Below are 13,007 nucleotides of genomic sequence, written 5' to 3' on the forward strand. Positions count from 1 at the left end.
ATGGTGCTGCTGCGGTTCGTCCCCCGGGTGCTGCTGTGCGTGCTGGCCCTGGTGGTGCTGGGTTGCTCCTCCTCCACCGGCTCGGCACCCGCGCGGACCGACGGCATGGCGACCGTCCGGGTCTCCCAACTCCCTTCCGAGGCACGGCAGACGCTCGCCCTCATCGACAAGGGCGGCCCCTACCCGTACGCCAAGGACGGTGTCGTCTTCGGGAACTTCGAGGGACTGCTGCCCGAGCACCGGCGGGGCTACTACCACGAATACACGGTCAGGACGCCGGGCTCGCGCGATCGCGGGGCCCGGCGCATTGTCACCGGGCAGGGCGGGGAGATCTACTACACGGACGATCACTACGACTCGTTCAGGGCGGTACGGAGATGACGGAGCTCGTGGTCACGCTGGACCTCGCCGGGGTCACGGACAAGGCGGGCCTCATGGAGAGGTGCGCGCGTGCCCTCCAGCTGCCCGACTGGTTCGGGCGTAACTGGGACGCCCTCACCGACAGCCTCTCCGACCACACCGTCTGGCCCGAGGGCGCCGTGGAGAAGGGCCTCTTCGTCGTCGTCCGGAACTGGCAGCCGTACGCGAAGGCGCGGCCGGACGAGTGGGAGGTCGCGGTGGACGTCTTCGGCGAGGCGGTGGACCGAGCGGTGGGGCTGTCCGTGGTGCTGGCTCTTGGCGGTGGCCGCTAGCTCACTGGTCGGGGGCCGGGGTCCCGGAGCCGTGGATGGTGAGGTTCGAGAAGGACCGGCCCTGGAACACGGGACCGTACTGGCGGCCGCCCGTAATGCTGTTGATCACCCCGCCGGTCTCACCGCTTGGCAACTTGGGCGCGAACTCCTCCACGAGGAGCCGGAGTTCTTCGGCCGCTTCGGGGTGCTGCTCCAGCAGCCGGCGCAGCCGGAGCCGTAGCGTCGCCGTGACGTCGGAGGTGAGGTCCCCCTCGTCCGGGGTGCCGGCCGCCGCGGTCAGGGTTGCGCGGGACGCGTCCAGCTCGCCGTCGATGGCGGTCGCGTCGTCGCCGGAGCGGGCGAAGAGGCGCGCCAGACGCTGTTTCGCCTGCTCCCAACTCTCGGTGACCATCAGCCCGACCATGGTCGTGGCTCCGGTGCCCACGAGCATTCCTAACTCCGGGTCCATGGGGCTCCTCGGTTTGTTTGCGAATGGGAATGTGGAGCGGCGCACCCGGCCCCGATCTTGCCACACCAGTTCCCTTCTGGAGAGTGCATTCGCGTGAATTCTCGGGCGTGTGTACGGTCTGCCTGGCCGGTGCGATCATGTGCGCCGGACAGGCTCCGAGACTGAGAAGGTGCGCGTTGAAGAACCCCGCGAGACTCCTCCTTGCCTCATTCCATGTCATGGGTGCCACCTATGTGACTGTGGTGGTGTTCCGCTGGATGTGGTGAGCCGGGGGTAGTTGGTGGCCGGCTCCTGGAGGTGCTCAGGAGCCGGTCGACTTGTGACCGGTCAGTAGCTTTAGCAACTGGTCTGCTTCCGTGTCGGCGCCCAGGCCGCGGTACAGGGCGATCGCCTGCTCGCCGTACGTATGGGCCTCCTGAGTGCTGCGGGTCGTGCGGGCGAGGCCGTCGAGAGCTTGGGCGGTGCCCAGGGGGACGTCGATACCCCGAGCCACGGCAAGTGCCTCCTTGTAGCCCCTGAAGGCGATGTCCATCCGCCCCGACTCCCGTTGAACGTCCGCCCTTCCCAGCAGGGCGCGGAGCCGCTCGAACGGGTTGTCGATGCTCGTGGCCACCTGTTCGGCCATAGTGAGGTGCAGTAAGGCCTCGCCTCGGCGTCCGGACTGCGAGTGGGCCAGGCCGAGTCTGATGAGTGCGTCGGCCTCGCCGAGGATGTCGCCGCTGCTGCGGTGGGCGTCGAGGGCGCGGCGGTAGTAGCTGAGGGCGAGGTCGGTGCGGCCCGTCGCCTGGTGGACGGCGCCCAGGTTGGTCGCCAGGATCGCCAGGTCCTGGGGGCCGCCGTGCTCCCGCATCAGGGTCAGTGAGCGTTCGTAACAGAGGCGGGCGTCCGCGTGACGCCCCTGGAGGCTCGCCAACTCGCCGCGGTTGTTGAGGGCTTGGGCCAGCCCGTAGGGGTCGGGAAGCTCCTCGTAGATGGTCTGCATGCGCTGGACCCGGTCCAGGGCCTCGTCGTACTGGCCCGCGTAATACATCACCGCACCTTGCACGTTCAGGCATTCGGCCTCTCCGGCGCGGTCCCGGGCCTCGCGGTACAGCGTCAGGGACCGGTCCAGGTCGTGCATCGCCCGGCCTCCCTGGCCGGCGGCGAGATGGGCGCGGCCCGACTGGAGGAGGGCGTCCGCGCAGCCGTGGGTGTCGTGCAGGTCCTCGTAGAGGGAGAGGGCCTCGGTGGCGCGGCGCAGGGCCTCGGCGTGGTCGCGCTGGGCGAGCAGGTCCGCGTGGGCTGTCAGGGTGTGGGCGAGCGTGGCGCGGTCGCCTGAGGTGCGCAGGGCCGGGAGAGCGGCGTCGAAGAGGTCCGTGGTGATGTCCCAGATGCCCCAGAGCTTGAGGGATCTGGCCAGGACGGCCGGGAAGAACGCGGCGTACTCGGGGTGCCGTGCGGCGGCCGTCCGGGCGACCGCGAGGAGATTGGCGCGTTCCACGGTGAGCCACACCGACGCCTCGTCCGCGTCGGCGAAGTGCGGGACGTGACGGCTCTGGTCCGGGGGCAGCCCGATCGTCCTGCGGTGCGGATGGACGGTGCAGTCGGCCTGGTGGGCCGCGGCGAGGTGGTGCGCGAGGAGGCGGGTGAGCGCCTCTTGGTCGGTGGGGGTGGCGGCCCTCAGGCCGAAGGCGCGGGTCAGGTCGTGCAGGCGGTAACGGCCGCGGACCGGGTCTTCGAGGAGGCTGGCGTCCAGCAGTTCCTCCACGCAGCGTTCCAGAACCCCCGGTGTCTCCTCGAACTCGGGGCCCGCGAGGGCTGCCGCCGCCGCGAGGGTGATGTCGGGGCCGGGGTGCAGGGCGAGCCGGCGCAGCAACGTGCCCGCCGCGGTGCCGAGACCGGCGTACGAGACATTGAAGGCCGCGAAGACCTGGTCGTCGAACTCCGCGAGCGGATCGGTCGCGTGGGCCAGTCGGTTGAGGAGGTCCTGGAGCACCCATGACTCCCGGTGGCGGAAGCGGCTCGCCAGCAGTTGCAGGGCAAGAGGGTGGCAATCGGCCGCGTCCACCACGCGCTCCAGGGCCTCGGGTTCGGCGGAGGTGCGCGACGACCCGACGATCCGGGTGAACAAGGCCTTCGCCTCCGCCCTCGACAGGGCGTCCACACGCAGGAACGCCGCGCCGGCGAGCCCGGCGAGCCGGTTCCGGGTGGTCACGATCGTCCGGCAGCTGGACGTCCCCGGCAGCAGCGGGGCGACCTGGGCCGCGTCCCTGGCGTTGTCCAGCAGCACGATCGCGCGGTGCCGCGCGGTCCACTCGCGCCACCTCGCCGCCCGCTCGTCCGGCATGGCCGGCAGCTCACCCGACCACCCCGCCGAGTGCAGCAGGATCGCCAGCGCCTCGGCCGGATCCAGCGGCTGCTCACTGCTGTAGCCGCGCAGGTCGACGTAGAACTGGCCGTCCGGGTAGGCGGCGGAGAGCCGGTGGGAGGCATGGACGGCCAACGCGGTCTTGCCGATGCCGGGCATGCCGTACAGGACGGTGACGGGAAGGGCGTCGGGAAGGGCGTCGGGTCCGTCGTCCTGGTCCACGGGGTCGGTGTGCCGCGCGAGCAGGATCCGCAACTCGCCGACGCGCCCGGTGAAGTCCCGGGTGTCCCGGGGCAGGCAGTTGCGGGGTTCGGCCGCGGGCGGCATCGCCGCCTCGGCCGCGCCGTGCGTCCGCATCAGCGTCCGGTCCTGCTCCAGCATCCGCAGATGCAGCTCCTGCAGTTCCGCCCCCGGTTCGATGCCCTGGGTCTCGTGCAGCCGGCCCCGCAGGTCCCGGTACACGGCGAGCGCCTCGTCGTGCCGGCCGCAGCGGTACAGCGCCAGCATCAGCGAACCGAGCACCTTCTGCGCGAAGGGGTTCTGCGAGGCCAGTTCCCGGAGTTCGCCGACGAGGTCGTCGTGGCGGCCCAGCTCCATCTCCAGACCGATGCGTTCCTCGCGCACCCGGCGATGGTCCTCGACCAGCCGCGAACGCGCCGACGCCGCCCAGTCGTTGTCGCCGAACTCGCGCAGCGGTTCGCCTCGCCACATGCTCTCGGCGGTCCGCAACAGGCCGATGGCGAGCTCGTGTTCACCCCGTCCGGCGGCGGCTGCCGCGTCCGTGCGCAGCCTCTGGAAGCGCAGCAGGTCGATGTCCTCCGCGTCGGCGGCCCGCAGTTGGTACAGCCGTGGCGAGACCCGGCCCACCCAGGCCTGCTCGTCGCCCACGGCCCCGCGTAATCGGCCCCGCAGCCGGGAGAGGTAGCTCTGCAGCGTCTCCACGGCGGTCGGCGGCGGCTCGCCGTTCCAGACGCGGTCCGTCAGCGTGTCCACGGAGACCGGTTCGCAGCGGGCGTGGATCAGGATCAGGAGCACCCGGCGCTCCTGCAGGGACCCGAGTCCGTACTGCCGCCCGTCGTGCCACAGCTCCAGCGGTCCCAGCGCGAGAAGTTCCACCCCTACCCCCGTGGGTGTCTGCGGTTCCTGCCACCTCGGCATTGCCGTACGTATGTGCGGAACTCAGTCCACTGTTCTGCGGGATTCCGGGGAGAGGGCAGGGGCGCACGGGAGCGCGAGGGGCGCACGGCGGGAGAGTACAGGGTTCCTGCAAGCCCGCCATCCAGTTCCCGGGGCACGGCACCGATGACCGGCCGCTCGCAACCGCGGCCGAGAAGGCATCGAACGAGAACCGGGGGACGACAACGATGAGTGTGACAGTGCCCGAGTCGCAGTGGCGTCATGTGCCGGTACGGCCGGACGTCGAGCGCTGGGCCACTCGCAGGACCCGCAGGCGGGTGCTGGTCGTGGTGCACACCATGATCGCGGGACAGCGACTGCTCGACACGATCCGCCTGCTGGAGGGCGACGTCAGGGTGCAGGTCTTCTTCACCCAGGCACCCGACGTGTTCGGAAACGGCGTGGCCGAGTTCCTGGACGGGCTGGGCGGCCTGGTCCTGCCGTGGAGCCAGGCCGTCCAGACGGTCTTCGACCTCGCCCTGGCCGCCGGCCACGGCGGCCTGCACGAACTGCCCACCCCGGTGATCGTGCTCCCGCACGGGGCCGGGCACAACAAGCTCGCCCCGGCCGGGCGGCCGGGCCGGACCGTGGCGCAGCGCGGGGTGTACGGACTGAGCCGGCAGCGGCTGGTGCGGGACGGGGCGTTGGTGCCCGAGGTGATCGTGCTGGCCCATCACGAGGAGCTGACCAGGCTGGGCCGCGAATGCCCCGAGGCGCTGCCGGTGGCCGAGGTGGTGGGCGACCCGTGTTTCGACCGGATCGTCACGAGCCTGCCCTCCCGGGCGCTGTACCGGGACGCGCTGGGCGCGCGGGCCGGACAGCGGCTGGTCCTGGTCTGCTCCACCTGGGGGCCCGACTCCCTGCTCGGACAGGGCTGGGAGATCCTGGAACGGCTGGTCGACGAGCTGCCCCGGGACGAGTTCCGGATCGCCGCGCTCCTGCATCCCCATGTGTGGAACGCACACGGCGCCTGGCAGGTACGGGCCTGGCTCGCCGGACTGGGCCGCTCCGGGCTGACCCTGGTGAGCCCGTACGGCGACTGGACCGGGGCTCTCGTCGCCGCCGACTACATCGTGGGCGACCACGGCTCGGTCACCCTCTACGGGGCGATGACCGGAGCGCCCGTCCTCATGGCAGGCCGGTCCGACGCCGATGTCGACCCGGGATCGCCGCTCGCCGAGCTGATGTCCTTCGCGCCGCGCCTGCGCCCGGACCGTCCGCTGCGCGCGCAGCTCAAGCGGAGCTCCGCGACCTGCCGCCCGCAGCGGTACGAGAGGGTGGCCTCCCGCATCTCCTCGGAACCCGGCAGGTTCTCCCGCAAGATGCGCGCCCTGCTCTACCGGAAGCTGCGCCTGCGGGCCCCCGTCTCCCGTACGACGACGGAACCGGCGCCTCTCCCGGCCACCGTGCCCTACGACGAGCCCGGCGGCGTGGGGGTGCCATGGCGACGCACGTGACCGTGGACGAGCACGTCAGGGTCAGGCTTCCGGCGCCCGGGTGGCTGGCCCAACTCGCCGACGTGCTGATCGAGCACGGCACGGGAGCGGACCGGGCCCGGGAAACGGCGGCGGCCCACCCGGGCGCCCTGGTCGTGGCGGTCCACCACCGGGACCGGTGCTGGCTGCGCTGCGGCGCCGGCGGGACCGTGATCGAACTGCGCGGACCCGCCTGCGACGGCACCTGGGCCGCCCTCGCCTCGCTGGCCCATGCCTGGCTGGTGGCGGGGCTGCCGGCGGAGGAGTTCGCTCACCCCTCCAGCTCCCGGAGCCGACGGCGCGCCGACTCCGCCTCCTCGGACCCGGAACGGCCCGCGGTCGTGTAGTGCTCCAGCGCCTCCCGGCAGTGGTCCCGAGCGGCACGGCGGTCCCCGCGCCGCTCGGCGACCTCCGCCAGCACACCGAGGGCGCGGGCCACCTCGTAACCGGCCGCCATGCGGCGCAGGATCCTCAGGGCGTACGACAACTGCCGTGCCGCCTCGTCGAGTTCGCCCACGGTGAGGGAGGCACGGCCCAGCAGTGTGGCCGCGCGGGCCGCGTTGTACGGATCGCCCTCCCCGTCGAGCACGGTGCGAGCGGCACCGGCGTGTCGGAACGCCGCCCCGGCGTCCCCGGTGGCGAGAGCCACGTCCGCCAGGTTCAGCCGGGCCAGCGCACCGGCCCGTCGGTCGCCCTGCTCCGGCAGTTCCGCGGCGGCACGCCGGAACAGGTCCGCGGCTGCGTCGAGTTGCCCGAGCCGCTGCAGGGCGAGCCCGCGGTAGTTGAGGGTGCGGGCCTGCCCGAGCCGGTCGTCGGAATCGGCGAAGAGCCGTGCCGCGCGCTCGAACATCTCCAGCGCGCGCTCGTGGTCCCCGGCGCCGAGCCGCCCCACTCCGCCGGAGGTGAGCATCCGGCACTCGGCCACCGTGTCGCCCGACTCCCGCGCGGCCAGCAGCCCTTCGTCGTGCGCGGCCCGCCAGTCGTCGTAGAACTTCCGCCGCAGGAACAACGGCCACAGGGCGTCGGCGAGTTGCCAGGCGATGGACGGGAAGCCCGCCGGCCGGGCCCGGTGGAGCACCGCCATCAGGGTCGGCAACTCCCGCTCCAGCCAGTCCAGGGCGGTCTCGGCGTCCTCGCCGACCTCCGCGACGACGACCGGCCCGGCGCCGAAGTCCCGTGCCAGGGTGCGGTGCTGAGGGTCGATCAGCTCCTCGGCTCGGGTGGCGCTCGCCAGGTAGTGGTCGGCGATACGGCGCAGCGCCCGGGCGCGTTCCGGCGGTGGCTCGTCCTCCTCGGCCCGCGCGGCGGCGTGCAGCCGCACCAGATCGTGGAAGCGGTGGCGCCCGTCCCCGGCGTCCAGGAGCAGACTCGCGTCGTGCAGCGCCTCCAGGAGCGGCTCCCCGTCGCCGCACAGGGCGTCCGCCAGCGCGCTCCCGAACTCCGGGCCGGGGTGCAGCCCCAGCAGCCGGTACAGCCGGGCGGCCTCGGGCGGCAGCGCCCGGTACGACAGGTCCAGTGCCGCCCGTACATCGTGGTCGCCGTCGATCGCCAATGCCTCCAGCCGGTCGCGTTCCTCGGCGAGGGCGCGCACCATCGTGGTGATCCGGCGCTCCGGCCGCGCCGCCAGCCGGGCGCCGGCGACCCGCACGGCCAGCGGCAGTCCGGCGCACAGCTCGACCAGGGTGCGGGCGGCGTCGGGCTGCGCGGACACCCGGTCGTCGGACAGGGTGTCCGCGAGCAGTTCCACCGCCGCCTCGACACCGAGCGGCTGCACCTGTACGGAGACACAGCCGTCGACGGCCAGCCCCGGTAATCGCCTGCGACTGGTGACCGCAGTGACGTTTCCGCCCGCGGGCAGCAGCGGCCGTACCTGGGCCGCGGTCGCGGCGTCGTCGAGCAGTACCACCAGGCGCCGGCCCTCGGTCGACGACCGGTACAGCGCGGTCCGCTCCGCGAGCGTCGCGGGAATCTCCGGCGCGGGGACGCCCAGGGCCCGCAGGAAGCGGCCGAGCACCTCGGCCGGGGACGCCGGGCCGTCGGCGGACTGGGCGCCCAGATCGGCGTAGAGCTGCCCGTCCGGGAAGTGCGGGCGCAGGGTGCGCAGCCAGCGCAGCGCGAGGGCGGTCTTCCCGACCCCGCCCAGCCCGCTCACCACGGCCAGCGCCGGCCGCTCCTCGCGCCCGGCGCGGGCCCGGTGCCGCTCCAGCACGGCCAGCTCCTCGGAGCGGTCGACCATGCGCACGGAGGGCGGAAACTGCCACGGAGTCCGCCCGGCGGCCGGGGCCGCCGGCGTCTCGGAGACGATGCGGATACCGCCGTGGACCACGCCCGCCTGGATGCTCGCGCCGTGCACCGTGCCGCTGAGCTCGTTGTTCGACCCGAACTCGTGACTCCGCACGCGTGCCCCCGAGGTCTTTCGCCGGTTGCTCCTTACACGGATCATTTCCACACATGCGATCGATATCCATGGGCGCGGGGCCGCTTTCGGCGGATCCTCCAAGGCAGGGGTCCCGGCCTCTGGACGAATCGCCCGGGCATGGCATTCCGGTGCTCATGGGACAATGAAGTACGTGCTCTTTCCCCCTGGCTGACCTGTCCGGGGGCCACCTCTGATCGACTGGGATGTGCAGCACGTGCGTTTCCTCAACGACATCCAGCCCCCGTACGACCTGACGTACGACGACGTCTTCATGGTGCCGAGCCGCAGCGCGGTCGGCTCGCGGCAGGGTGTGGACCTCAGCTCCCCGGACGGCACGGGTACCACGATCCCGCTGGTCGTCGCCAACATGACCGCCATCGCCGGGCGCCGGATGGCCGAGACGATGGCCCGGCGCGGTGGCCTCGTCGTCATCCCGCAGGACATCCCGATCGAGGTCGTCACCGAGGTCGTCTCCTGGGTGAAGAGCCGCCACCTCGTGCTGGACACCCCGATCCGCCTGGCCCCCCACCAGACCGTCGCCGACGCGCTGGCCCTGCTGCCCAAGCGCGCGCACAACGCCGGTGTGGTCGTCGACGAGGACGGGCGGCCGCTGGGTGTCGTCACCGACCAGGACCTGACCGGCGTGGACCGCTTCACGCAGCTCGAACTCGTCATGTCCCGCGACCTGTTGCTGCTCGACGCGGACATCGATCCGCGCGAGGCCTTCAACCGGCTCGACGCGGCCAACCGGCGTTACGCCCCCGCGGTCGACGCCGAGGGCCGCCTCGCCGGCATCCTCACCCGCAAGGGTGCGCTGCGCGCCACGCTGTACACGCCGGCCGTCGACGCGAACGGCAGGCTGCGCATCGCCGCGGCCGTCGGGATCAACGGCGATGTCGCGGGCAAGGCCAAGCAGCTGCTCGACGCGGGCGTGGACACGCTCGTCATCGACACGGCGCACGGACACCAGGAGTCGATGATCGCCGCGATCAAGGTCGTGCGGGCCCTCGACCCGCAGGTGCCGATCGTCGCCGGCAACATCGTCGCCGCCGAGGGCGTCCGGGATCTGATCGAGGCGGGCGCGGACATCATCAAGGTCGGTGTCGGGCCGGGCGCCATGTGCACGACCCGGATGATGACCGGTGTCGGGCGGCCGCAGTTCTCCGCCGTGCTGGAGTGCGCGGCCGAGGCGAAGAAGTACGGCAAGCACGTGTGGGCCGACGGTGGCGTACGGCACCCCCGTGACGTCGCGATGGCGCTGGCCGCCGGGGCGTCGAACGTGATGATCGGGTCGTGGTTCGCGGGGACGTACGAGTCGCCGGGCGATCTGCAGCAGGACGCGAACGGCCGCCTCTACAAGGAGTCGTTCGGTATGGCGTCCGCGCGGGCCGTGCGCAACCGCACCTCGGACGAGTCGGCGTACGACCGTGCCCGCAAGGCGCTGTTCGAGGAGGGCATCTCCACCTCCCGCATGTTCCTCGACCCGGCCCGTCCGGGCGTCGAGGACCTGATCGACTCGATCATCGCGGGCGTCCGCTCCTCCTGCACCTACGCCGGCGCGGGCTCCCTGGAGGAGTTCGCCGAGAAGGCGGTCGTCGGCATCCAGAGCGCGGCGGGCTACGCCGAGGGCAAGCCCCTGCACGCCAGCTGGAGCTGACCCAAGTCCCGCACGGACGGCTCCCGTTGAAATTCGGGAGCCGTCCGGCCGCCCCGGCCTCTACCGTCGGGTGCATGGAGATCACCGTCTGCCGGGCCGCCGATGTGGCGCTGCTGGACCGGTACATCGGCACGGCCGGGGCCGTCTCGTTCCACGCCCGGCGCTTCGCGGAGCAGGAGGCCGGGCGAAGCACGTACCTCGTCGCGTGGCTGGACGGGCGGCCGGTCGGACATCTGGAGATGCGCTGGGGCGGATGCGCGGACCCCGGGGTGCGGGCGGCGTGCCCCGGCTGTCCCGAGATCGGCGCCCTGGGTGTGTGGCCCGACGAACTCCGTTCCCGGGGGATCGGCACCGCTCTGGTGCACGCCGCCGAGGAACTGGCCCGGGAGCGGGGCCTGTCGGTCGTCGGGGTCGGCGTCGGCGAGGACAACCCGCGCGCTGCCGCCCTCTACGCGCGCCTCGGGTACCGCCCTCTGCTCGGCTACATCGGCCGCTGGTCGTACGAGGACACCGATGGCGTGACCCACGAGTACGCGGATCCCTGCACCTTCCTGACCAAGGAACTCCCGCCGCCGCGCTGAGCCGGGGTCGGCCATGGCCTGCGCGCAACGAACGTCCGCCCCTCTCGCATGAACGCAACGATCTTGCGGGTGTACGCAAGGTTGCTGCATTTCGTCTGCGAAGCATCCGCCCGTAGGGTCATGCGCTGTACGTGGCGTGGCAGGGACCCCGCTCGGTGGGTTCCTGTTCGCGCAGGGCGCCGCCGGTCCCCGCCCGCCTGACCGTCATGACGAAGGAGTCAGCGCGTGCTGGACCAAGGCGCACCCCCGCAGAGCCGCACCTCACCGGCCCCACCGTCCCCGGGGCCGATAGCGGGCCTCATGCGGCGCAAGCCCGTGGAACGCCTGGTCGCGGAGGGTGGTCGGGGTGAGGGAGGCAGTCTCCGCCGCTCGCTCGGGCTGTGGCAGCTCACCATGATCAGCATCGGTGCCACCCTCGGCACCGGCATCTTCGTGGTCCTCGGCGAGGCCGTCCCGAAGGCCGGCCCGGCCGTCACCCTCTCCTTCGTGATCGCCGGTCTGACCGCCCTGTTCTCGGCCCTCTCCTACGCCGAGCTGGCCGGCACCATCCCGGTCTCCGGCTCCTCGTACTCGTACGCATACGCAACCATGGGCGAGCTGGTCGCCTGGATCTGCGGCTGGTGTCTGGTTCTGGAGTACGGCGTCTCGGTCGCCGCCGTCGCCGTCGGCTGGGGCGAGTACCTCAACGAACTGCTCGACGGGACCATCGGCGTCACCATCCCCGACGCGCTCTCCGCCCCGCCCGGCGACGGCGGCCTCTTCAACCTGCCCGCGCTCATCGTCGTACTCCTCGCCATGGCCTTCCTGCTGGGTGGCGCCCGCGAGTCGGCGCGCGCCAACACCGTCATGGTGTGCGTGAAGATCGCCGCGCTGGTGCTGTTCTGCGCCATCGGCATCCAGGGCTTCCGGTCCGGGAACTACGAGCACTTCATGCCGCTCGGGATGGCGGGCGTGAGCGCCGCGGGTGCCACGCTGTTCTTCTCGTACATCGGCTTCGACGCCGCCTCCACCGCCGGCGAGGAGGCCAGGAACGCCCAGCGCGACCTGCCCCGCGCCATCATGCTGTCGCTCGTCATCGTCACCGCGCTGTACGTGCTGGTCGCCGCCGTCGCCGTCGGTGCCAAGCCCTGGCAGCGGTTCAACGACTCCGAGGCCGCGCTCGCCCAGATCATGCGGGACGTCACCGGGCAGAGCTTCTGGGGCACGCTGCTCGCCGCCTGCGCCGTCATCGCCATCGCGAGCGTCGTGCTGACCGTGCTCTACGGGCAGACCCGCATCCTCTTCGCCATGTCCCGGGACGGACTGGTGCCCAAGGTGTTCGCCAAGGTCCACCCGAAGACCGGCACGCCCCGCGCCAACACCGTGATCGTGTCCCTGTTCTGCGGTGTCCTCGCCGCCGCGATCCCGCTCGGCCAGCTCGCCGACGCCACCAGCATCGGCACCCTCTTCGCCTTCGGGCTGGTCAACATCGCCGTGGTCGTGCTGCGCCGGACCCGCCCCGAGATGCCCCGCACCTTCCGCGTCCCGCTCTCGCCGGTGCTGCCCGCGCTGGGCCTCGGCTTCTGCGTCTGGATGATGGGCAGCCTGTCCGCCGTCACCTGGATCGTCTTCGGTGTCTGGATGGCCGCCGGGCTCGTGTTCTACTTCGGGTACGGCCATCGCCGCTCCCGACTGGCAACACCTGAAAGCTGATCGAACGACCGTGCTGAACGATCTCGACGAACGCATCGTGCACGCCCTCGCCGAGGACGCCCGCCGCTCCTACGCGGACATCGGGCAGATCGTGGGCCTCTCCGCCCCCGCCGTGAAGCGACGGGTGGACCGGCTGCGCGCCACCGGCGCGATCACCGGGTTCACCGTACGGGTGGACCCGTCGGCCCTCGGCTGGGAGACCGAGGGGTTCGTCGAGATCTACTGCCGGCACAACACCTCGCCGGAGACCATCCGGCGGGGCCTGGAGCGGTACCAGGAGGTCGTCGCCGCGTCGACCGTCACCGGCGACGCGGACGCGATCGTGCAGGTCTTCGCCTCCGACATGCGGCACTTCGAGCGGGTCCTGGAGCGGATCGCCGGGGAGCCGTTCGTGGAGCGCACCAAGTCGGTGCTGGTGCTGTCACCGCTGCTGAGGCGGTTCTCGTCGGGGTCGCCGACCTGACGCGGTCGCACCGGGGCCAGGAAATCCCGGTGGGCGGCCGGGCGTTCGCGGTCTAGC

Annotated in this window: 11 protein-coding genes; 8 read left to right on the top strand and 3 right to left on the bottom strand. The window is 72.1% G+C overall.

The window, feature by feature from the left end; all coding sequences use genetic code 11:
* Positions 1-3 precede the first annotated feature (3 nt).
* Both ABZ848_RS39585 and ABZ848_RS39590 read left to right on the top strand, forming a co-directional pair.
* The gene (locus tag ABZ848_RS39585; RefSeq protein ID WP_360840022.1) at positions 4-381 is read left to right on the top strand and encodes a ribonuclease; all 378 of its coding nucleotides are present in this window, start codon (positions 4-6) and stop codon (positions 379-381) included.
* Positions 378-692 (top strand): barstar family protein, encoded by a 315-nt coding sequence (locus tag ABZ848_RS39590; RefSeq protein WP_360839896.1) that lies wholly within the window; start codon positions 378-380, stop codon positions 690-692. Before ABZ848_RS39585 ends, ABZ848_RS39590 begins: the two co-directional genes overlap by 4 nt.
* Position 693: 1 nt before the next feature.
* Here the strand turns inward: ABZ848_RS39590 and ABZ848_RS39595 are convergent, their stop codons facing one another.
* Both ABZ848_RS39595 and ABZ848_RS39600 read right to left on the bottom strand, forming a co-directional pair.
* The gene (locus ABZ848_RS39595; RefSeq protein ID WP_360839897.1) at positions 694-1,140 is read right to left on the bottom strand and encodes a hypothetical protein; all 447 of its coding nucleotides are present in this window, start codon (positions 1,138-1,140) and stop codon (positions 694-696) included.
* Positions 1,141-1,441: 301 nt separating this feature from the next.
* A complete protein-coding gene (locus tag ABZ848_RS39600) occupies positions 1,442-4,603 on the bottom strand; it encodes a BTAD domain-containing putative transcriptional regulator (RefSeq protein ID WP_360839898.1) in 3,162 nt (1,053 codons plus the stop codon).
* Positions 4,604-4,851: 248 nt separating this feature from the next.
* Between ABZ848_RS39600 and ABZ848_RS39605 the strand changes: the two genes are divergently transcribed.
* Together ABZ848_RS39605 and ABZ848_RS39610 are read left to right on the top strand one after the other, a co-directional pair.
* Entirely contained in the window at positions 4,852-6,120 is a 1,269-nt protein-coding gene (locus ABZ848_RS39605) for a hypothetical protein (RefSeq protein ID WP_360839900.1), read from the top strand.
* Complete coding sequence (locus ABZ848_RS39610; protein WP_360839902.1) at positions 6,105-6,485, top strand: hypothetical protein; 381 nt, start codon at positions 6,105-6,107, stop codon at positions 6,483-6,485. The genes ABZ848_RS39605 and ABZ848_RS39610 overlap by 16 nt, the downstream gene beginning before the upstream one ends.
* Here the strand turns inward: ABZ848_RS39610 and ABZ848_RS39615 are convergent.
* Positions 6,410-8,536, bottom strand: a complete 2,127-nt coding sequence (locus ABZ848_RS39615) for a tetratricopeptide repeat protein (protein ID WP_360839903.1) — start codon at positions 8,534-8,536, stop codon at positions 6,410-6,412. The two genes, ABZ848_RS39610 and ABZ848_RS39615, sit on opposite strands and share 76 nt — an antisense overlap.
* Positions 8,537-8,771: 235 nt before the next feature.
* On the opposite strand from ABZ848_RS39615, the gene ABZ848_RS39620 reads away from it, so the two are divergent.
* The 4 genes from ABZ848_RS39620 (at position 8,772) to ABZ848_RS39635 (ending at position 12,950) form a co-directional block, all read left to right on the top strand.
* Entirely contained in the window at positions 8,772-10,214 is a 1,443-nt protein-coding gene (locus ABZ848_RS39620) for a GuaB1 family IMP dehydrogenase-related protein (protein WP_360840024.1), read from the top strand.
* A gap of 74 nt (positions 10,215-10,288) precedes the next feature.
* Positions 10,289-10,795, top strand: a complete 507-nt coding sequence (locus tag ABZ848_RS39625; protein ID WP_360839905.1) for a GNAT family N-acetyltransferase — start codon at positions 10,289-10,291, stop codon at positions 10,793-10,795.
* A gap of 225 nt (positions 10,796-11,020) precedes the next feature.
* Positions 11,021-12,487, top strand: a complete 1,467-nt coding sequence (locus ABZ848_RS39630; protein ID WP_360839907.1) for an amino acid permease — start codon at positions 11,021-11,023, stop codon at positions 12,485-12,487.
* A 10-nt stretch (positions 12,488-12,497) separates the two neighbouring features.
* Positions 12,498-12,950, top strand: coding sequence for an Lrp/AsnC family transcriptional regulator (locus tag ABZ848_RS39635; protein ID WP_242775019.1), 453 nt, complete (start codon positions 12,498-12,500; stop codon positions 12,948-12,950).
* The last annotated feature ends 57 nt before the right edge of the window (positions 12,951-13,007 follow it).

Source organism: Streptomyces sp. NPDC047081 (genome assembly GCF_040643775.1).
In the GTDB taxonomy this organism is placed as follows: Bacteria; Actinomycetota; Actinomycetes; order Streptomycetales; family Streptomycetaceae; genus Streptomyces.